Genomic DNA, 22866 nt, shown 5'->3' with positions numbered 1-22866 from the left:
GATTCCCGATGCGTCTTGCTCCCCTCGTTTTGTTTAGTGCCGTCCTGGCTGGTTGCGCAAGTGCGCCGCCCGCTCCACCTGTCGTGGCGCCGGTTGCGGTCGCGCCGCCGCCAGTTGCGCCTGAACCGGTTGCGCTGCCGGCGCCCGAGCCTGTCGCCGCGGCGCCGCTGGCCCCTGCGGCAGCGCCGTTCGACCTCGCCACCTTGCAGCGCAAGCAGATTTATCAGATGACGCCGGCGGAAGTCGGACGTTACATCGCCTATATGCATACCGCCGAACCGGACCTGCGCAAGCGCATCGCCGCGATCGGACGCAAGAATATCGGCCAACCTTATGTGCTTAATCTGTTGGGCGAGTATCCGTATGAGCTGCACGACAACCTGCCCATGTTCAGCCTGCAGGCAAGCGACTGCGTAGTGTTCGCCGAACACACGTATGCGATGGCGCTGAGCCAGTCGTGGGAGGAATTTTTCTGGATGCTGCAACGCATCCGCTACAAGGATGGCGTGATCGGCGTGGCAACGCGCAATCATTACACCGAGGTGGACTGGAATGTGAATAACGCCTGGCTGGTGTCCGACGTCAGTGCGCTGCTGGCCGGAACCGATGCACCGGCGTATGAAATGAAGATCGACCGCGCGGCCTTTCTCAAGATGCGGCACAACACGGCCAGCAGCATCCCGGTGCAGCTCAGCCAGGAAGCGTACGTGGCCAAGGACAGGGTGGCGAGCGTGGCCGCGCAATTGCAGGACGGCGACCTGGTCAACGTCATTTCCACGCGCGGAGGCAAGTTCTGGGCCTCGCATGTCGGCATCATCGTGGTCGATGCCAATGGGCAGCGCAATTTCCTGAACTCGGCCGAACCGCAGGTGCGCGAAGAAAGCTTCGAGGCATTTTTTGCGCGGACGGCGGCGCGCGAGGAGCGCAACGGCAAGAATGGAATGAAGCTGGCGGGCTTCAAATTCTTGCGCTTGAACGACCATATCGTGGTGCCACCGGCGGCTCCCCAGCCACGTCCGGGCCCGCCGGTGGCAGTGGTGCCGAAGGCTACCGCAACCGTCAGCGCGACGGCGGCCATCAAAGGGCAGGCAGCGGCGATCCGCTGACGATGCACGGGCACGCGGAACGACGGCGCCGTGGCGGACTGGCGCTCGCCGGCACCGGCACCGGCACGCGGCGCGACGGCGGCATGACTCACTGGCGCTCGTCGCGCCACACGGCCCGCGTGCGCGCCAGCCAGCGCCGGCGCTCGGCGAGTCCCACCGTACCGCCGTTGATGCGCGTACTGACCTCCACGATATCACCGGCATCCGCCGCCTCGTTGCAGCCTTTCGCGATCCAGATGGCGGCGGCCACGCCCAGGCACCAGCGTGCCGACAGCACCGCATCCGGGTCGGCCACAAAGTCCGGCGCCGATGGATAACCGGTTCTCAGGGTCTCGGTCGCCTGTGCGTAGCTGTCCTTTCCAGTCAGCTGCAATAATCCGCGACCGCGGTACAGGTAGCCGTCGCCGGGAAGCACGTTGCCCAAACGGCCGCCGTACACGACGTTGGCAAGCCGGACTTCATCGTAGGCGTAGCTGGCCGGATCGAGCGGGCCGCGCGGCAAGAAACGCTGCGGCCACACCTTGGACAAACGCTGCGCGCTGTAACGCAGGTTTTCCAGCTCCCGCGTGAGGGCCACCGTTTCGTGCAAGACCTGCGCCATGAAATGGCTGACCCGCAACGCGGACGCGGCGATGCCGAAATGAACAAGGAAGTGTTGCTCGGTGCCGAATGCGGCGCGGTAGACGGGGAGCGCGCGCGGCGCGAGCTGGTCGATCTGGCCGAGCGTGATGACAACCGTCTCGGCCATGGCGAACTCCTTCGCTGTGCGGTAGCTCCCATCGTATTGGCTTTGCCGCCGCCGGACACCAAGCGCATCAAATGATGCGGCGTTAGCCTCGCCTGGCCATTGATCATCGCGTTCAGCCCCCGCCCACCTCGCGGAAATCGGCATCGACCACATCGTCGCCGCGTCCCGCGCATGCCTGCCCGGAAGCGGCCTGCGCCCCGCCCCGCTGCCCCTGGCCCGCTGCGTCGGCTGGCTGCTGGTACGGCTTTTCGCCGATCCCCTGCGCGGCGCTGGACAAGGCCGCGATGCGGGTCTCGATGTCGTCCTTGCTGCCGCTGCACAAGGCGGCGTCAAGGCTGTCGATGGCCGCGTCGATGCGCTCGCGCACCGGAGCGTCGAGGCCGGCGCCATGCTCGTCGAGTTGCTTGCGGGTCGCGTGCAGCAGCGCATCACCACGGGTGCGGGCGTCGGCCTGTTCGCGCGCGCGCCGGTCTTCGTCGGCGTGGGCCGGTGCGTCCTGCACCATTTTCTGGATCTCGGCTTCGCTCAGCCCCGAATTGGCCTTGATGGTGACCTGGCTGGCCTTGCCGGTGGCCTTGTCGAGCGCGCTGACGTGCAGGATGCCATTGGCGTCGATATCGAAGCTGACCTCGATCTGCGGCATGCCGCGCGGCGCCGGCGCAATGCCGACCAGGTTGAATTCGCCCAGCAGCTTGTTGCCCGCGACAATGTCGCGTTCGCCCTGGTAAACCTTGACGGTCACGGCCGGCTGGTTATCGTCGGCGGTCGAAAACACCTGGCTGAACCTGGTGGGAATCGTGGTGTTGCGGGGAATCATTTTGGTCATCACCCCGCCCAGCGTCTCGATGCCCAGCGAGAGCGGGGTCACGTCCATCAGCAGCACGTCGGAGCGCTCGCCGGCCAGGACCGCGCCCTGGATGGCCGCCCCCACCGCCACCGCTTCGTCGGGGTTGACATCCTTGCGCGCCTCGCGCCCGAAAAATGCGCGCACCTTTTCCTGCACCTTGGGCATGCGCGTCATGCCGCCCACCAAGATCACGGCGGCGATCTGTTCCTTGCTCAGGTTGGCATCCTTGCGGGCAAGCTGGCACGGCGCGATGGTGCGCTCGATCAGCTCGTCGACCAGCGCTTCCAGGGTCGCGCGCGACAGGCGCAGGTTGAGGTGGGCCGGGGCGCCTGGCGCTTGGCCGGCGCACCGACCAGGATGTCGCCATGGTCCTGGTAGGCCAGCACCGAGGGCGTGGTGCGCGCGCCCTGCGCATTCTCGATCACCCGGGCCTGGCCGCCTTCGATCACCGCGACGCAAGAGTTGGTGGTGCCGAGATCGATACCGATGATCTTGCTCATTTCCTCCTCCTTGAAAGACATGCTTGCGCGCGCACCCAGCGGGCGCCGCGCGGTCGGAGTTGGATAGACCGCGCGCCGGCCAAAACAATCCCGCTAACGCTGGGAAACACGATCTGGATCAAACCTGGTGCTTTTCGCGACACCGACAGCGACCGGGTCCGATAGCCAAAGTCCGCTATTTTCGCCGCGCTTTCCCACTCCCGTTCGGATAATCCGCCAATCCCCCCTCTGCGCGGCGCTTGATAATATTTCCAATAGCAATTCATTCTAAATCCCAATCAAATCCCATTGGCAATTTTTACGCTAAGTCAGCCGTTGCGAATGATCAAATCGACACGATCAAGCCGGCAGGATAATAAACTTACGCTTGGAAAAGTGCTGCAAGTACCGCATGATCGCCGCCCCGTCTTTTCAATATCCAGAAATAACAACCGCGCACCTCCCGTTATTCGCCATATCAACCCCAAGTTAATCGAATGCCTATTACCACCATGCCGACGCTCCTGACAAAACCGCTCAGCCAATTCTGTACCGAGCTGGTCGCCATTAACCGCACCGCCAAAATCGCGCTGATGGTCGTGGTCGATCTGCTGGCCCTGCCGTTTTGTTTTCTGATCGCGATGCTGCTGCGGGTCGGGGATGCCGGCGCGGCCATGCACTACCCGGCCGCCGCCTATCTGCTGGTGGCGCTGCTGACGGTGGGGGCGTTTTCGCTGTCCGACCTGTACCGCGCGGTGATCCGCTTCATCGACCAGCGCATGCTGGCGGTGACGGGATGCACGCTGGCCATGGCGACCCTGGCGGTATACCTGGTCATGATGGGCATCAACGATGACAAGTTTCCGCGCAGCGCGCTGGTCATTTACTGGTTTATCGCGTTTTCCTACGTCGTCACCTCGCGCATGACGGTGCGCAACTTCCTGCGCAAGCACATGAGCGGCACGCCGGCGGCCGACCATGCCGTGGCCATCTACGGCGCCGCCGAACCGGGCGCGCAGCTGGCAATGACCATGCGCACCAGCAATCAATACCGGCCCGTCTGCTTTTTCGACGACAAACGCGCCCTGAACCAGCGCACCATCGCCGGCCTGCGCGTATTCCACACCGACAACCTGGCCGAGATGGTGCGCAGCCTGGGGGTACGTTCCGTGATCATCGCCCTGCCTTCAGTATCGCCCCAGCGCCTGCGCGACATCATGGAGCGCCTGGCCATGGCCGGGGTGCGCACCCGCATCCTGTGCCGCCTGCTCGACCTGGCGGACGACGCCACGCCCCTGCAAGCGGTGCGCGACCTCAAGTTCGAGGACTTGCTGGGCCGCAAGCCCGTGCCGCCGCGCACCGAGCTGTTCGGCCGTTGCGTGCGCGGCAAGCGGGTGCTGGTCACCGGCGCCGGCGGCTCCATCGGAAGCGAACTGTGCCGTCAGATCGTCACCCTGGCGCCGGCCCACCTGCACCTGGTCGACCATTCCGAGTTTGCCTTGTACACGATCCGCCAGGAATTGCTGGGCCGCCACCCGGAGATGCGCATCAGCGCGCACCTGGGCTCGGTATGCAGCGCGCGCCTGGTCGAGCGCATCCTGCAGGAAAACCCGATCGACACGATCTACCACGCCGCCGCCTACAAGCATGTGCCCCTGGTCGAAAGCAATATCGTGGCCGGCCTGCGCAACAATGTGCTCGGTTCGCAAGTGATCGCGGCCGCCGCCGCCCGCTTCAAGGTGCGCACCTGCGTGCTCATTTCCAGCGACAAGGCGGTGCGCCCGACCAATATCATGGGGGCGAGCAAGCGCATCGCCGAGCTGATTTTCCAGGCGGCAGCCACCACCCACGGGGCCGATACGACCTTTTGCATGGTGCGTTTCGGCAACGTGCTGGGCTCGTCCGGCTCGGTCATCCCCCTGTTCCAGCGCCAGCTGGCCCACGGCGGGCCGCTGACGATCACCCATCCGGATGTATCGCGCTATTTCATGCTGATCGCCGAGGCGGCGCAACTGGTGATCCAGGCCGGCGCCATGGCCAAGGGGGGCGATGTATTCGTGCTCGATATGGGCGAGCCGATCCGCATTGTCGACCTGGCGCGCAGCATGATCATGATGTCGGGACTGACCGAAAAGACGGCGCAGAACCCGGCCGGCGACATCGGCCTCAAGTTCGTCGGCTTGTTTCCCGGCGAAAAGCTGTACGAGGAATTGCTTACTGACGGCAAAGTTTTCCCCAGCGACCATCCGCGCATCATGCGCATGAAGGAACACGCGCTCGATCCCGGCGTGCTCGATACCTATATAACCTGCCTGATGCTGGCATGCAATACCCATGACCGCGGCATGATCGAATCGATGGTCAAGGCAATCGTGGCGGAATATACGCCGCGGCCGAATGGCGCGCCAGGCAACCATTCACCGGCGGTGGTGTCCGCGCCCGATAAAAGCCGGCCCGCGCTATTGCGCAGATTATCGTCCGACCGCATCGAATAAATACCGGCCGGGATAAACAAAACACCGGGATGCCATCCTGATTCACCTCCGGATGCGCCCCGCATTCAGTACGGAGATTATGTCCATGCGCGACCAACATTCAAGCCGCCATTTAGCGCGGTTAATCGATAAACTCGATCGGCGCAGCGCTGTCATCGGCATTATCGGACTGGGTTATGTCGGATTACCGCTCAGCCTGCGCTATGCCGAAGCGGGTTTCCGGGTGCTCGGCATCGATATCGATCCGGCCAAGGTGGCGCGCCTGAATGCCGGGGCCAGCTATATCGAGCATATTTCCACCACCGCCATCGGGGCCGCGCTGGCGGCCGGCTTCGAAGCCACCAGCGACTTTGCCCGCGCGGCCGAGGCCGACGCCCTGATCATCTGCGTGCCGACCCCGCTCAACGCTTACCGCGAGCCGGACCTGTCGTTCGTGCTGGCCACCGCCGACGCCCTGCTGCCCTACCTGCGCGCCGGCCAGGTGGTCTCGCTCGAAAGCACCACCTACCCCGGCACCACCGACGAGGAACTGCGCCCGCGCCTGGCCTCGCGCGGCCTGGCCGTGGGCGAGGATATCTTCCTGGTGTTTTCGCCCGAGCGCGAAGACCCCGGCAACCCCGATTACGAAACGCGCACCATTCCCAAGGTATGCGGCGGCGACACGCCTGCCTGCCTGCGCGCCGGCATCGCTTTGTACAGCCCGGCCATCGACCAGGTGGTGCCGGTCAGTTCCACCCGCGCCGCCGAGCTGACCAAGCTGCTCGAAAACATCCACCGCGCCGTCAACATCGGCCTGGTCAATGAAATGAAAATCATCGCCGACAAGATGGAGATCGATATCCACGAGGTGATCCGCGCCGCCGCCACCAAGCCGTTCGGCTTCACGCCCTACTATCCCGGCCCCGGCCTGGGCGGGCATTGCATTCCGATCGACCCGTTTTACCTGACCTGGAAGGCGCGCCAGTACGGCTTGCACACGCGCTTTATCGAACTGGCCGGCGAGATCAACAGCGATATGCCGCACTGGGTCATCGGCAAGCTGGCCGACGCGCTCAACGAGCGTTCGCGCGCGATCCGCGGCAGCCGCGTGCTGGTGCTCGGCATCGCCTACAAGAAGAATGTCGAGGACATGCGCGAATCGCCCTCGGTCGAACTGATGGAAATCCTGCGCGCCAAGGGCGCCGTGGTCGACTATTCCGATCCGCACGTGCCGGTGTTTCCGCCCATGCGGGAACACCATTTCGATCTTGCCAGCGTGCCATTGACGGCGGCCGCCATCGCGTCCTACGACGTGCTGCTGCTGGCCACCAGCCACAGCGCCTTCGACTACGCGCTGATCCAGCAGCACGCCACCCTGATTATCGACACCCGCGGGGTTTACCTGGACCGGCTGCCGAATGTCGTCAAGGCTTGAACCGCACCGCTTTGGAGAGTGATCATGCGCTACTTCCCGCCCCCTGTTCTCGACCGCCGCATCCGCTTTGCGCTGGTCGGTTGCGGCCGCATCGCCAACAACCATTTCAATGCCATCGCGCAGCACGAAGACCGTTGCGAGCTGGCCGGCGTGTGCGATATCGACCCGGTGGCACTGGCCGCGGCCAGCGAGCGCACCGGGGCGCGGGCTTACCGCAGCCTGGGCCAGATGCTGGCCAAGTGCAACGCCGACGCCTTCGTCATCTGCACCCCGTCCGGCCTGCATCCGGAACAGGCGGTCCAGATCGCCGCTAGCGGGCGCCATGTGATCACCGAAAAACCCATGGCCACGCGCTGGGAAGATGGCAAACGCATGGTGGCCGCCTGCGACGCAGCCGGGGTGCGCATGTTCGTGGTCAAGCAGAACCGCCGCAACGCCACCTTGCAGTTGCTCAAAAACGCGGTCGACAAGAAGCGCTTCGGGCGCATCTACATGGTCAACCTGAACGTGTTCTGGACCCGCCCGGACGAGTATTACAACAGCGCCAAATGGCGCGGCACCTGGGAGTACGATGGCGGCGCCTTCATGAACCAGGCCAGCCATTACGTCGACCTGATCGACTGGATCGTCGGCCCGGTCGAGAGCCTGCAAGCGTACACGGCCACCCTGGCGCGCGATATCGAGGTGGAGGATACCGGCGTGATCAGCCTGCGCTGGCGCAACGGCGCACTGGGGTCGATGAACGTGACCATGCTGACCTATCCGCGCAATATGGAGGGCTCGATCACCATCCTGGGCGAGCGCGGCACGGTGCGCATCGGCGGCGTGGCGGTCAATGAAGTGCAGCGCTGGGAGTTTGCCGAAGCCGACCCCGACGACGCCCTGGTGGGCGACGCCAGCTACCAGACCACCTCGGTCTACGGCTTCGGCCATCCGCTGTATTACGACAATGTGATCAAGGTGCTGCGCGGCGAAGCCGAGCCGGAAACCGATGGCCGCGAGGGACTCAAGTCGCTCGAAGTGCTCATCGCCGCCTACAAATCGGCGCGCGACGGCAAGCGCGTGGCCTTGCCGCTGGAGTATTGAACATGGACCAGGCCATCATCGAAGCGAGCGCCATCGTCGACCCCGGCGCCACCCTGGGCGCGGGCACCCGCGTCTGGCATTTCGCCCACGTGTGCGGCGGCGCGCGCATCGGCGCCGGCTGTTCGCTGGGGCAGAACGTGTTCGTCGGCAACGATGTGCTGATCGGCGACCGGGTCAAGATCCAGAACAATGTGTCGGTGTACGACGCCGTGACCATCGAGGACGAGGTGTTCTGCGGCCCCAGCATGGTGTTTACCAACGTCTGGAACCCGCGCGCCGCCATCGCGCGCAAGGATGCCTACCGGCGCACGCTGGTACGGCGCGGCGCCAGCATCGGCGCCAACGCCACTATCGTGTGCGGAGTGACCATCGGCCGCTATGCCTTTATCGGGGCCGGGGCCGTGGTCACGCGCGACGTGCCCGACTATGCACTCATGGCCGGCGTGCCGGCGCGCCAGAGCGGCTGGATCAGCCGCTCTGGCGAACGCCTGGCGCTGCCCATGGGCCGGGATGGCGTGGCCACCTGCCCCCATACGGGCGAGCGCTACCAGGTGCGCGGCGGGGTGTGCGCCCTGGCCGCCGAGCGCGCCTGTTTATTGAACGATTGACCTGTCAGCGAACGGACCCTCCATCATGGAATTCATCGACCTCAAAGCGCAATACCAGGCTGGCCGCGAGCACATCAATGCCCGCATCCAGGCCGTGCTCGATCACGGCCAGTACATCATGGGACCGGAAGTGGCGGAGCTCGAAGCGCGCCTGGCGGCGTTGACCGGCGCGCGCCACTGCATCACGGTGTCGTCGGGCACGGAAGCGCTGCTCATTTCGCTGATGGCGCTCGGCATCGAACCCGGCGACGAAGTGATCACCACGCCGTTTTCCTTCATCGCCACGGCCGAGGCCATCGTGCTGCTGGGGGCCACCCCGGTGTTCGTCGACATCGACCCGGCCACCTGCAATATCGATCCTGCGCTGATCGAAGAAAAAGTCACGGGCCGCACGCGCGCCATCATGCCGGTATCGCTGTACGGCCAGCCGGCCGACATGGAAGCGATCAACGCGATTGCCCGCCGCCACGGCTTGAGCGTGATCGAAGATGCCGCCCAGAGCTTCGGCGCCACCTATGGCGGCAAGCACAGCTGCAACCTGTCGGCCATCGGCTGCACCAGCTTTTTCCCCAGCAAGCCGCTCGGCTGCTACGGCGACGGCGGCGCCATCTTCACCAGCGATGCGCAACTGGCCACGGCCATGCGCGAAATCCGCGTGCACGGCCAGTCGCAGCGCTATGTGCACACGCGCATTGGCGTCGGCGGCCGCATGGATACCTTGCAATGCGCAATCGTGCTGGCCAAGCTTGACCATTTCGACTGGGAACTGAAGCAGCGCGCGCGCGCCGCCGCCAGCTACGACGCCCTGCTGTCGGGAAAAATCGGCCTGGTGGCGCGTCCGCGCGACCGCAGCAGCGTGTTGGCGCAATACACGGTGGTGCTGGACGAGCGCGAGCGGGTGCGCGCCGCGCTGCACGAGGCCGGCATTCCGAGCGCCGTCCATTATCCCGTGCCCATGCATCTGCAGCCCGCCTACGCGCGCTGGAGCGACCCGCACAGCGCGCCGGTCGCGCAAGCCATGGCCGCCAGGGTGCTCAGCCTGCCGATGGGGCCTTACCTGGACGACGCCAGCATCGGCCAGGTGTGCGCCACCCTGCTGCGCGCGGTGGGCGCCGATGCGGCGGCGTGCCGCCCGGATTGACATGGAGACGGCCATGAGTGCGCGCCTGCCCGCCTACTGGCGCAATGTGATGACCGTGCTCGGCGGTGCGCTGGGCGCGCAAGCCCTGCCGCTGCTGGCAGCGCCGCTCATCACGCGCCTGTGCACGCCGGCCGACGTGGGCGCGTTCAGCGTCTGGCTGGGGATGGTGGCGGTGGCGGCCATCGGCGCCACGCTACGGCTGGAAGCGGCCATGATCCTCGACCACGACAGCGCAGCCCAGCGCACCTGCTTTTCGGTGGTGGCTTACAGCGCCAGCGTCACCGCCATCCTGATGACCGGGTGCGCGCTGCTGGCGCGCCTGCTCGGGCTACCCATCGCGGAACACCTGTCGTGGCCGGCGCTATGGACGCTCGGCCTGGCCACCTGGATGACGGCCTACATGCAAACCACCCTCGCCTACGCCACCTCGCGCAATGCCTTCGGCAAAGCTGCCCGCGCGCGCGTCTGGAGCGCCGGGGTGATCGCGCTGGCACAGGTGGGCTTGCTGGCGCTGGGCATGGGCGGCGTGGCCCTGGTCGCCGGCCAGCTGATCGGGCTGGCGGCGGGATTGCTGGCCGCCATGCTGCTGCTGGTGCCGCCGCAGGCATGGCCCGGCTGGCGCCTTGACGACGGCCAGCGCCGCTACCTGCGCCGCCACGACAAGTTCTGGCGCTTCTCGCTGCCGTCGAACCTGCTCAACGTCATCGTCGGACAATTGCCGCTGCTAATGATCGGCGCCCGCCATGGCGCCCTGGCGGCCGGCCTGTTCGCCCTCACCCAGCGCGTGCTGGGCGCACCGATTGCGCTGCTGGCCTCGTCCGTGCTGGAAGTGTTCAAGCGCCAGTCGGTGCTCGACTTCCAGGCGCACGGCCATTGCCGCGATGCCTACCGTTACACCTTCAAGGCGCTGGTGCTGCTGGGAATCGCGCCCTCGCTGGTGCTGCTGCTATTTTCGCCATCACTGTTCGCCTTTGTGTTCGGCGAGACCTGGCGCGCCGCCGGCGAGCTGGCGCAAATCCTGGCGCCGCTGTACTTCCTCAACTTCATCGCCAGCCCGCTGAGCTATGTGTTCATTGTCGCCGGCAAGCAAAAGATCGACCTGGTGTGGCAGGTGGCGCTGTTCGCGATGACCGTGTCGGTGTTCGCCGCGCCCGGCACCCTGCGCCAAAGCGTGCTGTGGTATGCGGCCGGCTACTCCGCACTCTATCTTGTCTACTTGCACATGTCGTATCAGTGCTCGCAAAACCGCATGGCGGCCGCATGAAACCGATCACGCGCACGGCGGGACGCGAACATCGGGCCGGGATGCTGGCCTTCTTTGCACTGTTTCCCGGCTTCTTCTTCTATCACACCGCACTTGGGCTGGGAAAGATTCCGGCCGTGCTGGGTGGCTATTTCGCGCCGGTATCGCTACTGCTCTTGCCGATGCTGTTTTTCGTCTACGCCAGCAAAGTCCGGCGCAACATGGATTACCTGGGCAAGAGCGATGTCGCATTCTTCCTGTACCTGGCGTATTTCGCCCTGATCGTCGGCGTGAACGCCGCGGCGGGCGCGAATCTCGTGATCGTCAGCAATCATGTGCTGGGCATCATTTTCATGCTGAACGTGTTCTTTGCGTTCCGCCTGTGCGACCTGGGCGAGCGGCGCTTTCGCCAGATGGCGCTGGGGAGCCTGCTGGCCATGTCGGCCATCGTGTTTGCCTACGCGGTCGATGGCTCGTTCTACCTGGCGCCGCTCGGCACGGCCAAGAATCCCGAGAGCCTGGCGTCCTACCAGGGGTTTTCGCGCTCGTATTTGTTTACCTTCGCTGCGGCGATTGCCTATACCCGCCCGGTGCAGCTGCGCATCGTGCTGTACTGCCTGGCCGCGCCCACCCTGTTCGTCAATACCGCACGCAGCGAATTTGCCGCCTTGCTGTTCATGATTCCCATTATCGAGCTGTATCATGCGCGGCATAAATCCTTGATGACCGCCATCTTTATCGTCCTGTTCCTGCTGATTTACTCGAACCTGGACCAACTATTATCCATGCTGCCCAGCAACCGGGTATTGGAGCTGCTTGATTTGTCACATTCGAGCTCGGCCAACAAGCGTCATCATCTGAGCGAGTATGCGATGAATTCGATCGCCCAGTTTCCCATTTTCGGCGATTACGCCAGTTATTCTCCCGGCCTGTATTCGCATAACGTGCTGTCGGCCTGGGTCGATACCGGCCTGGTCGGATTCCTGTTTGTGCTGGGCATCCTGATCGTGCCCGCGATTCCCATGTTTTTCAAAGGATATTTCGCGCAGCAGCGCTCCAGCGAATTCATCCTGGGCTTCTCGCTTTGCTGCATCACGGTGCTGCTCCTGATTACCGCGCACTATTTTACCGACATGCTCATCGGCGCCACCATGGCGGCGTATTCATCCTACCGGTATGGAATGACACATGCTTTCAATCGCACATCTGACATCGGCCCATCCGCGCCGCGACACCCGGATCTTCGTCAAGCAATGCCGGGCGCTGGCGCGCCAGGGATATAGGGTCACGCTGGTCGTGGCCGACGGCCTCGGGGACGAGCGCGACAGCGGCGTCCACATCACCGACGTCGGGCACAGCCCGGGACGCCTGGGACGCATGCTGGGCAGTACGCGCCGCGTCTTGCAGCGCGCGCGCCAGATCGATGCCGATATCTATCACCTGCACGATCCGGAATTGATTCCCGCCGGGCTGCGCCTCAAGCGGCTCGGCAAAATCGTCATTTTCGACGCCCACGAAGACTTGCCGCTGCAATTGCTGGGCAAGCCCTACCTCACGCCACTCCTGCGCCGCCTGCTCGCCGCCGCCTGTGCCGTCGCCGAACGCCACGCTTGCCGCCGTTTCGATGCGATTGTCGCCGCGACACCGTTTATCAGGGACAAGTTCTTGCGAATCAACCCAAACACGGTCGATGTCAACAATTACCCCCTGCCCGGCGAATTCGACGCCGACGCCCCCTGGCGCGAGAAAGGGCAGGAAGTGTGTTACGTGGGCAGCCTGTCGGCCCTGCGCGGCATCGGCGAACTGGTCGAGGCGGCGCACTTGTTGCAGTCGCCCGCCCGCATCACGCTGGCCGGGCGCTTTTCCGAGGTGGCGCTGGAAAACGCCCTGAGCGCGCTGCCCGGCTGGCAGCGCCTGAACCGTCCCGGCCATCTGGACCGCGAGGGCGTGCGCGCCGTGATGGCGCGCGCCCTGGCCGGGCTGGTAACGCTGCACCCGGAACCCAATTACCTCGACGCCCTGCCGGTCAAGATGTTCGAATACATGGCAGCTGGCATTCCCGTGATCGCTTCCGATATTCCCCTGTGGCGCGCGATTATTCAAAATCATCAATGCGGCGTGTGCGTCGACCCGCTCGATCCGGCCGCAATTGCCGCCGCCATCGATTATTTCGTACGCAATCCGCAAATTGCCCGGCGCATGGGACGCAATGGCCGCCGCGCGATTCTCGAAAAATATAACTGGCCGATCGAATCGGAAAAACTGATCCAGCTATATCAGGATATGCAAGCAGCGGCCGGCCAGCGGCGGCTAGCCGGCAGCCACGGCACATAGCGGTCGATATTCGTGTCTCCATCGAAATGAAATGATGCGGCGACCCTGATTGATAACAAAACACCGCGCTTGCCCCGTATCGATTTACGCAACTTCAAACAGCCGCCGATTCATCTGGCTACAGTAAGAAAAGCCCGAACCTTTTCCGGCCCGCAGGCGCAGGAGCCAATGCGCCCGATCTTTATTTTGACAAACAAGGAAAGCCGGTTTTATGCCGCGATGAACGCCAATGAACAGCTTACTCGCCACCGTTTCGGACCATGTCTCCACCTTCAGGCAATTGCTGCGGCTCCCGGTCGCGCATTTGTATTTTGACCTGTCCATTGCTCCCGCGAATGTGCGCTCGACCTACCGGTATTACACCAAGCGCCACCCGCGCTACAAGATCATCCAGCACAAGAGCTGGGGCGCCGCGCTGATCGACCTGCAGCGTTTCCAGGGACGCAGCGCCTATCTCGACAGCATCAAAGGCAGGAACTGGGGCGCCCACCATATCAAGCGGGCGCGCGCGCGCGGCTACACCCTGGCCCGGATCGACCGCAACGACCATGTGGACGCCATCTTCGCCATCAACACCTCGGTCGCGGCGCGCCAGGGGCGTCCCATGGACCAGCAATACCTGGAAAAACAGCGCTGCTACGACCAGCTGAGCAACTTCACCTATTACGGCGTGCTCGACGCCGACGGCAAACTGGTGGCCTACGCCAACCTTGGGCGCTATGGAAATTTCCACGCCTTCGAGCAGCTCATGGGTTACCGCAACAACGACGGCATCATGCATTTGCTGGTGGGCGACATCGCCGCCGGCCTGATCGACCAGGGCCTGGCGCGCTACCTGATGTACGACACCTACTTCGGCGCCTTGCCCGGGCTGCGCCAGTTCAAGACCATGCTCGGTTTCACCCCCTATCGCGCGCTCTACCACCTCCGATGAAACGACTTTTCCGACGCCTGTACAGCGATTACCTGATGCCGTCGCGCCTCCCCGAATACGAGGTCCTGCTGCGCGACGCGGCCGAACACGGCTACGCGCAAGTGTCGGTGCGCGACTTCCTGCGCCCGCCGCCGGCGCAGGGGCGCGCACCCACCATCGTGCACCGGCACGACATCGACAGCGACCTGCGCACGGCGGCCAGGATGTTCGCGTGCGAAGTGCGGCACGGGGTACGGTCGAGCTTTTACTTCCGCCTGTCGACGCTCGACTTCGGCCTCATGCGCGACATCGAAGACTATGGCAGCGAAGCGAGCTACCACTTCGAGGAAATCGCCACCTTCGCCAAACGGCAGCACATCAAGGATGCCGATGAAGTGCGGCGCCACCTGCCCGCCATCCGCGAGGAATTCGCCGCCAACCTGCGCCGCATCGAAGAGGGACTCGGCGTCAAATTGCGCACGGTGGCCAGCCACGGCGACTTCGCCAACCGCCGGCTCAAGCTCATCAACAATGAAATCCTGGCCGATGACACCCTGCGCGCGCGCTGCGGTATCGCCTGTGAAACGTATGACAGCGCCTTGCTCGACAAGTTCGACCTGTATATCAGCGACCGCCCGCCGCCGCAGCTGTACCACCCGATGTCCCCGCATGCCGCGCTGGGGCGCTACCGCAGCATCTGCCTGCTGACCCATCCGGTTCAGTGGGAAACCAACTGGCGCGACACCACGCGCTGCAACCTGCGCCGCCTGGCCGAGGGGCTGACATGGTAAGCGCACGCCGCCCGCAGGAGGTTCCAGCATGAACATTCTCCTCATCAACCACTACGCCGGCTCGGTTCGGCACGGCATGGAATACCGCCCCTTTTACCTGGCGCGCGAATGGGTGCGGCTGGGCCACACGGTGCGCATCATCGCCTCGGCCCGCTCGCACATCCGGGCCCAGGCGCCGCAACTGCACGGCCGCACGCAACTCGACGAGACCATCGACGGGGTCGGCTACCGCTGGGTCGCCACCCCGGACTACCGCGGCAACGGCGCGGCGCGCGTGCTCAATATGCTGGCCTTCGTCAGCTACCTGCAATGGCATGCGTCCCAGCTCGCCGCCGAGATGGCGCCCGACGTCGTCATTGCCTCAAGCACCTATCCGCTCGACATCTGGCCGGCGCACCGCATCGCCCGCCTGGCCGGCGCGCGCCTGCTGTTCGAGCTGCACGACCTGTGGCCGCTCTCGCCCATCGAACTGGGCGGCTATTCTCGCTGGCATCCTTTCATCATGTTGTTACAGGCCGCCGAAAACTATGCCTGCCGCAATGCCTGCGCCATCGTCTCGATCCTGCCCAAGGTACGCGACCATCTGGAAGCGCACGGCATGGCGCCGCATAAACTGCATATCGTGCCGAACGGCGCCGACCCGGCCGAATGGCTGTGCGCCCCGCCTGTGCTTGCCGGGCAGGCTGGCGCCGTCCTGGCGACCTTGCGGCGCGAAGGCAAATTCATCGTCGGCTATGCCGGCACGCACGGTGTCGCCAATGCCCTCGACACCCTGCTCGACGCCGCCGCCCTGGTGGCCGACGACCAGCGCATTGCCTTCGTACTGGCCGGTGGCGGCCCCGCCAAGCCCCGGCTGACGCAACTGGCCCGCGAACGGGGCTTGCACAATGTCCATTTTCTCGATCCGGTGCCCAAGCAACAGGTGCCGGCCTTGCTGGCCGGCTTCGACGTCGCCTACATCGGCTGGCAGCGCCAGCGCCTGTACCGGTATGGCATCGCCCCCAACAAACTGATCGACTACATGATGGCTGGCCGGCCCATCCTGCATTCGGTCGAGGCCGGCAACGATCCGGTGGCCGAAGCGCGTTGCGGCCTGACCGTGGCGCCGCAGGACCCGGCCGCCGTCGTCCATGGCCTGCTGGCCCTGTTCACGCTCGACCAGCACGAGCGAGAGGCGGCGGGGCAACGTGGCCGCGCGTATGCGCTGGCCAACCTGAGCTACCCGGTGCTGGGCCGGCGCTTTTTGCAGGCGTGCGCGTGATGCATACCGCTCATTCCCAGCGGCCGGCACATGACGGAGCAGGCGCGTGCGCTGCGGGAGCGTGCGCCTGCCTCGTCCAAGCAGCGGCCTCGGCCCGGCCGCTGATGCCACAGGCGGGTGCGACTTTGCCGGCAGGGCCCGCCCCGGGGATTCATCGCGACGATGTGCGCGGTGTCGTTCCGTCGCCGGCTGTCAAGGCAACTTGGGCCCCCGCCTGCGCGGAGGCGACGGTGGGGGATGCCGTATCAACGGCCACAGAAGGCGCACCGGGGAATCATCGCGACGATGCGCTTGGTGTCGTTCCATCGCCGGCTGTCAAGGCAACCTGGGCCCCCGCCTTCGCGGGGGCGACGGTGGCGAATGCGCAATCAACCGCCACGCTTGCTCTCCCTCCTATAAAAACTTACGCGCGGCGCGCCCGCACGCGACTACCAACTTCACGGAGCACCCATCATGCCTGAAGACCTGACACCCAAGCCGGGCCCGGCCCTACCAGCCGCACCGCCCTTTCTCCCTTTTGCCCTGCCCGATATCGGCGACGAGGAAATCGCCGCCGTGGTCGAATGCCTGCGCTCGGGCTGGGTTACCACCGGCCCGCGCACCCGCCAGTTCGAACACGACTTCGCCGCCTACCTCGGGGGCGGCCTGGAAGCGATCTCCGTCAACTCAGCGACCGCCGGCCTGCATCTGGCGCTCGAAGCGCTCGGCATCGGCCCCGGCGACGAAGTCATCGTGCCGACCCTGACCTTTACCGCCACCGCCGAAGTGGTGCACTATCTCGGCGCGCACCCGGTCCTGGTCGACGCCGACCCGGATACCCTGAACCTCGACCTGGCAGCGGTCGAGGCCGCAATCGGGCCGCGCACGCGCGCCATCATTCCCGTGCATTACGCCGGCCTGGCCTGCGACATGGACGGCGTGCTGGCCCTGGCTGCCGCCTTCCAGCTCAAAGTCGTCGAAGACGCCGCGCACGCCTTCCCAACGCGCTACAAGGGCCGCCTGGTCGGCACCCTGGCGAGCGACGCCACCGTCTTCAGTTTCTACGCCAACAAAACCATGACCACCGGCGAAGGCGGCATGGTCGTCACGCGCGACGCCAACCTGGCCCGCCGCGTGCGCCTGATGCGCATCCACGGCATCAGCCAGGACGCCTTCGACCGCTACACCTCGCGCACGCCAGCCTGGTTCTACGATGTCGTCGCGGCCGGCTTCAAGTACAACCTGACCGATCTTGCCTCCGCCATGGGCATCGAGCAGTTGCGCAAGATCGACCGCTTCCTGTTACGACGCCAACAATTGGCGCAAGCCTACGCCAGCGGCCTTCAATGCTTGCCGCTGCGCTTGCCCCCGGTGCCCGCGCCCGGCAGCAGCCACGCCTGGCACCTGTACGTGGTGCGGCTGGAACCCGGCGCCAGGCTCGGCCGCGACGAACTGATCGCGCGCCTCTCCGAGCGCGGCATCGGTACCAGCGTGCATTTCATTCCACTGCACCGCCATCCGTTCTGGCGCGACAGCTGCCGCCTGAGCCCGGAACAGTTTCCCGTGGCGGAGGCCAGCTTCGGCTGCATGCTGTCCCTGCCCCTGTACACGCGCATGAGCGACGCCGACCAGCAACGCATCATCGATACCCTGAGCGAGTTGCTGACATGAGCAAGCGTCTTTTCGACATCGTGGCGGCGCTGGCCGGGCTGCTGGTGCTGGCCCCGCTGTTCGCCGTCGTCGCTGTCTGTATTCGATTGGACTCGCCAGGGCCGGCTTGGTTCCGTCAACAACGCGTCGGCCGTCACGGCGTGCTGTTCGACATCATCAAATTCCGTACCATGCGCGTCGACTGCGGCCACGGCGCCCAGCTCACCGTCGGCGCGGATGCGCGCATCACGCGCGTCGGCACCTGTTTGCGCCGCTATAAGATCGACGAATTGCCACAGCTGATCAACGTCCTCCAGGGCAGCATGAGCCTGGTCGGGCCGCGTCCCGAAGTGCCGCGCTACGTCGCCTGCTATCCGCCCGAGGTGCGCGCCATCGTGCTCTCGGTCGCGCCGGGCATCACGGACTGGGCGTCGATCTGCTACAAGGACGAAAACGCCATTCTCGGCCGTAGCGCCGATCCGGAGCGGGCCTACCTGGACACCATCCTGCCCGCCAAGCTCGACTACAACGTGCGCTATGTGCGCGAGCGCGGGTTCTGGACCGACCTGCGCATTATTTTCAGCACCCTGGCCGCGCTGGCGCGCTAGCGACACTGCCATGAACATGGTCATGCCCCTGCTGCACCTTGGCGATCCGCGCCTGGCCATCGCCCTCGGCGCCGCCCTGTTCGCCTGGCTGCTGGCCGCGCGCGCGTGGCGCATGGCGTGTTGCTGGGGCGTGCTGCTGGGCACCGGGCTGGCCCTGGTCGGCGCCAGCAAGATCGTCTTCCTCGGCTGGGGCGGCGGCGTGCCGCCGCTCAACTTCAAGGCGCTCAGCGGACATGCCGCGAGCGCGAGCGCGCTCTTTCCGATGCTGTTCTGGATGCTGCTGCACGGACGCGCCGATGGCTGGCGCCGCGCCGGGATCGCGCTCGGCCTGGCGCTTGGCGCACTGGTCTGCGCGCTGCTGGTCGCGGACGGCCAGCACAGCGTGGCGGAAGCCGTGGCCGGCTCGCTGCTGGGCGCGGCGGTCAGCCTCGGCAGCATCCGCCTCGGCGGCGCCAGCGTGTCCACCCTGCCGCCGCACGGTTTGCTGTGGGCCTTGCTGACGCTGATCGCGGCGGCGTGGTTCATGAAATCGGCGCACCTGGGCTACTGGATGATCCGCGCCGCGCGCCTGTTGTCCGGCAACGCGCGCGTCTACCCGCTCTCCATCGACTAACTTCACCGGGATATCGCACCATGAACTCGCATCCGATGCCAAGCATCCGCTTTCTGAAGGAAAGCCAGCTGGGGGAAAACTCCTGGCATTCCTTGCTTATTTCACTGCTGCGCGGCCTGGCGGCCATCGAAGTGGCCGCCGCCCACCTGCGCAATGAATTCTTTCCTGGCCTGCGCACGCTGGAAAACCCGACCTTGTGGTACCAGGGACTGGCTTTCCTGACCGGTTTTGCGCACCAGGCCGTGGTGGTATTTTTCCTGATCAGCGGTTGGCTGGTTGGCGGCAGCCTGCTCAACAAGCTCGGCCAGCCGCACGCCATCGGGCTGTATGCGATCGACCGCGCCACGCGCCTGTGGACTGTGCTGCTGCCCACCTTCGTGCTCATTCTGGCCAGCGGCATCGTCAGCGGCGTGATCGATCCGCGTGCACCGGATTTCGCGCCGGCAAACGACTATTCGGCGACGGCGCTGGCCGGCAATCTGGTCGGCCTGCAAACCGTCGTCGTCCCTGAATTCGGAGGGAACTTCCCGCTCTGGAGCCTGTCCAACGAAACGTGGTACTACGTGATGTTTCCGCTGCTGCTGATGTGCGTGGCGGCCAGTTCCGGCGTGCGGCGCGCACTGGCGGCAAGCGCATTGCTGGCTGTGGGCGTCCTGTTGCCGGGCGAGATGGTGCTGTATTTCACGATCTGGCTGCTGGGTGCGGCGTTCTCGCGCGTGCGGATCGAGTGCGGAACGCCGCTGCGCATGATGATGCTGCTTGTGCTGACGATCGCGTCGGTGGTCTTCAGGTTAAAAGGACGTAACGACGATATGGTCGTCGAGTCGTTCCCGCAAGATCTGCTGCTGAGCGTCTTGTTTTTGCTGTTCTTGTCGAGTACGGTGAATCCGCTTCCTGCGAAGCAAAGGTTCCTTGCGTCGGTGCATCGGGTAGCGGTGTTCTTTTCCAATTTTTCGTTCACGCTGTACGTCGTGCACATTCCTGTACTGGGCATTATCGGCTATGTTGGCACAACGCTGTTCGGGTACCGTCACTGGAAAGCTGAAAGCCTTGGCGACCTCGGCGCTTACCTCGGCATGCTGGTCACGGTGCTCGTCAGCGCGTACGGCTTTTATCTGCTGTTCGAGGCGCGTACGTATGCGGTTCGGCGCTGGCTAAAGAACCTGTTGATGGGAAAGGAGATTGTCGCGCAGAGAACCTCGCCCGCGAAGCAGTGAACGCAAAGCCCGCTGAGGGAGATTCAGCCGGCTCACCACGTTCGACGGAACGTGCCGGCGGGCCGCGCGACGTGGGCCGACGCGTGCGACGCTCCGGCGTGGGCTTCGATTGCCGGTGCGCAGCGATGCGTCGGCAGCCCGCACATACCCAATGGCCGGTACGTGTCGACATGAGGCGTGGTCAGCATCCGGCCATCTGGACGCCGATGCGGCGGGCGTACGCTCACGCGGACATCGCCAGGAAGCTTGCTCGCCATGCGGATGAAGTGCGGACGCAGCGGCAGCGCCACTTGGCGCGTGAGTGCCGGCATGAGGCGCGCCGGCAGGTCCGTTCGGCGGGAGCCCAATGCTGTGGGCGTGCGTTCCGGCGAACGCCGTCAGGCTGGCTTGCGCGCCATGTAGATAAAGTGCGAGCGCAGTGGTGGCGCCAGCGTGGCAAGCAGCTCGGCCACGATGCGCGGTGCGCGCGCCAGCCGCCGCGCGATCGGCGGCGCCAGCAGCAGGCTGCGATAGCGGCTCTCCGCAGCCGGCCACATCTGGCGCAGCTCGTCACGCGTCACGCGGCGTACGTTGGGATTGCGGGGATTGTTGTAGCGGAAGTCGAACAGCATGCACCAGCCGCCGGGCGCCACGCTGCGCCACATATCGCTTGCCAGCGCCGCCCTTGCGTGCGGCGCGAGGATCGACGAAAAGACGGTATTGGCCACCACGAGGTCGAAGCTGCCCGGCACGGCAAAGTCGAGGTCGCCCAGGTGCCAGCGAATGCCCGGTGCGCTGCGCATGCGCGCCAGCACCAGCCGCTGCTCCTGGTACTCCGTGCCGGCCAGCCTGCAGGGGTCGGCGCCCCAGTCGACCAGTTGCCGCAGAAAGCCGCCCGTGCCGCAGCCGACATCGACCACGCGCAGCTTGCCAAGGTCAGGCCCCAGCGTCTGCGCGAGCAAGGTGCCGGCCACGCGCCGCCGTGCCGCATCCTGTTCGATGATGTCGGCCCGGTGCCAGGCGTACGCGGCGATGCGCTCGTCGGCCAGCCAATCGCGGTAGACGGAACGGATGCGTTGCTGTTCCGAGGAATGATCGTCGGGGAGGTCCATGCCACCATCTTAACGACGATGACACGGGCCCCTTTGACACCAGCCACAAGCCGGTCAGTGCTGGTACGCCCCCATGTCGTAGCCAGTGTCCGCATTGCGCGGCTTGCCGTCGAAATCGCTCGGCGGTGCATTGGTGGCGGTGCCTTTCCCGATGGCAGGGGATGTCGGCCGCAGGTGCAGGTCCGGCGTACCCGTGCGCGTGTAGGCGACGAATTGCGGATCGGCGCTCACGGTAGCGCTATGCTTCAGTCCATTCTTGAGACTGAAGTTGTACGTCGAGTTCTGGAACACGAGGTTGTTCGTGTAGCGGTTGCGCGTGCCGGTCTGGCCCTGCTCCGAAATGCCCATCGCATTGTCGTAGACAATGTTGTTGGCGACGATGGTGTCGTTGTTGGGGCCGGTGGTGTGGTAGTAGTCGCCACCGCCGACAATGATGCCGGTGTGCGATGCGGTCACCGTGTTGTTGGTGATGATCACATTGTTCGCATCATGCCAGAGGTGAATCGCCCCTTCCGCCACGCGGTAGACCACGTTGTTCTTGACGGTCCCCGACGTGCTGACGTAAATGCCCTGAACGAATCGGCAGCCCGCTGGTCCAATATCATGAACAAGGTTTCCGACCACATCGGACTTGATGCCGTGGTAGTAGCTGTCCACCCCGATGGCTGAGCCGCCCGCGCTGGTACAGGCAACGGTCTTGGCGATGTGATGGACCCAGTTACCCCGGATCATGTCGTAAGAACCGCCGTTGTAGATGCCGTGTGTCCACTTGGTGCCGCTCTGCGACGTCGTGCCGTCGACATGGAAACCGATGATGTCGGTATAGTTTCCACGGTTGTCCCACGCGGTATCGTTCGAGGAGTTCGCCGGGGGCACGATTTTAGCACCCCATTTGGTGGTTGACACGTAATAGATACGCCCGGAAGCGGTGCCGCTGACCGTGGTCTTGAAGCCGCCCGGATACGTACCCGCCGCCACGTGAATCGTGGTGCTGGGCAGCGCACTGCGCGACGCCCGCGCGATCGTCTTGAACGGCGCCGCCGACGTGCCGTTTGCGGTGTCCGAGCCGGTGGTCGCCACGTAATAGTTGTACGTGGTTGGCGGCGTGGTTGGCGTCGGGGTTGGCGTCGGGGTTGGCGTTGGCGTCGGCGTCGGCGTTGGCGGAGGGGGGCGCGTGGGCGCCCGCGGCTCCGCCGGCGCGGGCGGGGCGTGGCCCGCCCCGACGCCGGCGCGGGCGCCGGG

20 protein-coding genes and 2 pseudogenes are annotated in these 22866 nt (G+C 65.1%); 16 read left to right on the top strand and 6 right to left on the bottom strand.

Annotated features, from left to right (window positions below; genetic code table 11):
- Positions 1 to 83: 83 nt before the first annotated feature.
- On the top strand, positions 84 to 1106 hold the full coding sequence (locus F2P44_RS10720; protein ID WP_370662664.1) for an N-acetylmuramoyl-L-alanine amidase-like domain-containing protein: 1023 nt from the start codon (positions 84 to 86) through the stop codon (positions 1104 to 1106).
- Positions 1107 to 1194: 88 nt separating this feature from the next.
- On the opposite strand, the gene F2P44_RS10715 is transcribed toward F2P44_RS10720, so the two are convergent.
- From F2P44_RS10715 to F2P44_RS36560, 3 genes and pseudogenes are all read right to left on the bottom strand, one after another.
- A complete protein-coding gene (locus tag F2P44_RS10715) occupies positions 1195 to 1854 on the bottom strand; it encodes a glycoside hydrolase family 19 protein (protein WP_167086692.1) in 660 nt (219 codons plus the stop codon).
- A gap of 112 nt (positions 1855 to 1966) precedes the next feature.
- A pseudogene (locus tag F2P44_RS10710) lies at positions 1967 to 3025 on the bottom strand (Hsp70 family protein); the annotation flags it as partial.
- Entirely contained in the window at positions 2965 to 3201 is a 237-nt protein-coding gene (locus F2P44_RS36560) for an Hsp70 family protein (protein ID WP_370662670.1), read from the bottom strand. The pseudogene F2P44_RS10710 and the gene F2P44_RS36560, both read right to left, overlap by 61 nt.
- A gap of 476 nt (positions 3202 to 3677) precedes the next feature.
- On the opposite strand from F2P44_RS36560, the gene F2P44_RS10705 reads away from it, so the two are divergent.
- The 15 genes from F2P44_RS10705 (at position 3678) to F2P44_RS10635 (ending at position 20533) form a co-directional block, all read left to right on the top strand.
- Entirely contained in the window at positions 3678 to 5675 is a 1998-nt protein-coding gene (locus tag F2P44_RS10705; protein ID WP_229423490.1) for a polysaccharide biosynthesis protein, read from the top strand.
- Between the two features lie 85 nt (positions 5676 to 5760).
- Positions 5761 to 7089, top strand: a complete 1329-nt coding sequence (locus F2P44_RS10700; RefSeq protein WP_167086691.1) for a nucleotide sugar dehydrogenase — start codon at positions 5761 to 5763, stop codon at positions 7087 to 7089.
- A gap of 24 nt (positions 7090 to 7113) precedes the next feature.
- The gene (locus tag F2P44_RS10695; RefSeq protein ID WP_167086690.1) at positions 7114 to 8175 is read left to right on the top strand and encodes a Gfo/Idh/MocA family protein; all 1062 of its coding nucleotides are present in this window, start codon (positions 7114 to 7116) and stop codon (positions 8173 to 8175) included.
- Positions 8176 to 8177: 2 nt separating this feature from the next.
- Positions 8178 to 8783: an acyltransferase gene (locus F2P44_RS10690; RefSeq protein ID WP_167086689.1), complete on the top strand. Its 606-nt coding sequence runs from the start codon at positions 8178 to 8180 to the stop codon at positions 8781 to 8783.
- Positions 8784 to 8808: 25 nt separating this feature from the next.
- Positions 8809 to 9924: a DegT/DnrJ/EryC1/StrS family aminotransferase gene (locus tag F2P44_RS10685; protein ID WP_167086688.1), complete on the top strand. Its 1116-nt coding sequence runs from the start codon at positions 8809 to 8811 to the stop codon at positions 9922 to 9924.
- 13 nt (positions 9925 to 9937) lie between these two features.
- The gene (locus tag F2P44_RS10680; protein WP_167086687.1) at positions 9938 to 11188 is read left to right on the top strand and encodes a lipopolysaccharide biosynthesis protein; all 1251 of its coding nucleotides are present in this window, start codon (positions 9938 to 9940) and stop codon (positions 11186 to 11188) included.
- Positions 11185 to 12450: an O-antigen ligase family protein gene (locus tag F2P44_RS10675; RefSeq protein WP_167086686.1), complete on the top strand. Its 1266-nt coding sequence runs from the start codon at positions 11185 to 11187 to the stop codon at positions 12448 to 12450. Before F2P44_RS10680 ends, F2P44_RS10675 begins: the two co-directional genes overlap by 4 nt.
- Positions 12356 to 13501 carry a glycosyltransferase family 4 protein gene (locus tag F2P44_RS10670; RefSeq protein ID WP_167086685.1) on the top strand — a complete coding sequence of 382 codons (1146 nt, stop codon included), beginning with the start codon at positions 12356 to 12358 and terminating at the stop codon, positions 13499 to 13501. Before F2P44_RS10675 ends, F2P44_RS10670 begins: the two co-directional genes overlap by 95 nt.
- Before the next feature lie 229 nt (positions 13502 to 13730).
- Complete coding sequence (locus F2P44_RS10665) at positions 13731 to 14435, top strand: hypothetical protein (protein WP_167086684.1); 705 nt, start codon at positions 13731 to 13733, stop codon at positions 14433 to 14435.
- Complete coding sequence (locus tag F2P44_RS10660; protein WP_167086683.1) at positions 14432 to 15205, top strand: polysaccharide deacetylase family protein; 774 nt, start codon at positions 14432 to 14434, stop codon at positions 15203 to 15205. Before F2P44_RS10665 ends, F2P44_RS10660 begins: the two co-directional genes overlap by 4 nt.
- 28 nt (positions 15206 to 15233) lie before the next feature.
- Positions 15234 to 16466 carry a glycosyltransferase family 4 protein gene (locus F2P44_RS10655; protein ID WP_167086682.1) on the top strand — a complete coding sequence of 411 codons (1233 nt, stop codon included), beginning with the start codon at positions 15234 to 15236 and terminating at the stop codon, positions 16464 to 16466.
- Between the two features lie 453 nt (positions 16467 to 16919).
- Positions 16920 to 18116: a DegT/DnrJ/EryC1/StrS family aminotransferase gene (locus F2P44_RS10650; protein ID WP_167086681.1), complete on the top strand. Its 1197-nt coding sequence runs from the start codon at positions 16920 to 16922 to the stop codon at positions 18114 to 18116.
- Entirely contained in the window at positions 18113 to 18703 is a 591-nt protein-coding gene (locus tag F2P44_RS10645) for a sugar transferase (RefSeq protein WP_167086680.1), read from the top strand. The genes F2P44_RS10650 and F2P44_RS10645 overlap by 4 nt, the downstream gene beginning before the upstream one ends.
- Positions 18704 to 18713: 10 nt before the next feature.
- Entirely contained in the window at positions 18714 to 19316 is a 603-nt protein-coding gene (locus tag F2P44_RS10640; RefSeq protein ID WP_167086679.1) for a phosphatase PAP2 family protein, read from the top strand.
- Complete coding sequence (locus F2P44_RS10635; RefSeq protein WP_167086678.1) at positions 19220 to 20533, top strand: acyltransferase family protein; 1314 nt, start codon at positions 19220 to 19222, stop codon at positions 20531 to 20533. Before F2P44_RS10640 ends, F2P44_RS10635 begins: the two co-directional genes overlap by 97 nt.
- A gap of 377 nt (positions 20534 to 20910) precedes the next feature.
- Here F2P44_RS10635 and F2P44_RS10630 read toward each other — a convergent pair whose 3' ends face one another.
- The 3 genes and pseudogenes from F2P44_RS10630 to F2P44_RS36555 form a co-directional block, all read right to left on the bottom strand.
- Positions 20911 to 21624: a class I SAM-dependent methyltransferase gene (locus tag F2P44_RS10630; RefSeq protein WP_167086677.1), complete on the bottom strand. Its 714-nt coding sequence runs from the start codon at positions 21622 to 21624 to the stop codon at positions 20911 to 20913.
- A 54-nt stretch (positions 21625 to 21678) separates the two neighbouring features.
- Positions 21679 to 22356: a choice-of-anchor Q domain-containing protein gene (locus F2P44_RS35445; protein WP_229423497.1), complete on the bottom strand. Its 678-nt coding sequence runs from the start codon at positions 22354 to 22356 to the stop codon at positions 21679 to 21681.
- A 279-nt stretch (positions 22357 to 22635) separates the two neighbouring features.
- Positions 22636 to 22704 (bottom strand): annotated as a pseudogene (locus F2P44_RS36555) (hypothetical protein); the annotation flags it as partial.
- Positions 22705 to 22866: the final 162 nt, after the last annotated feature.

This window comes from Massilia frigida, assembly GCF_011682175.1.
GTDB classification, from domain to species: Bacteria; Pseudomonadota; Gammaproteobacteria; order Burkholderiales; family Burkholderiaceae_D; genus Telluria_A; species Telluria_A frigida.
This window is presented reverse-complemented; position numbering and strand designations above follow the sequence as displayed.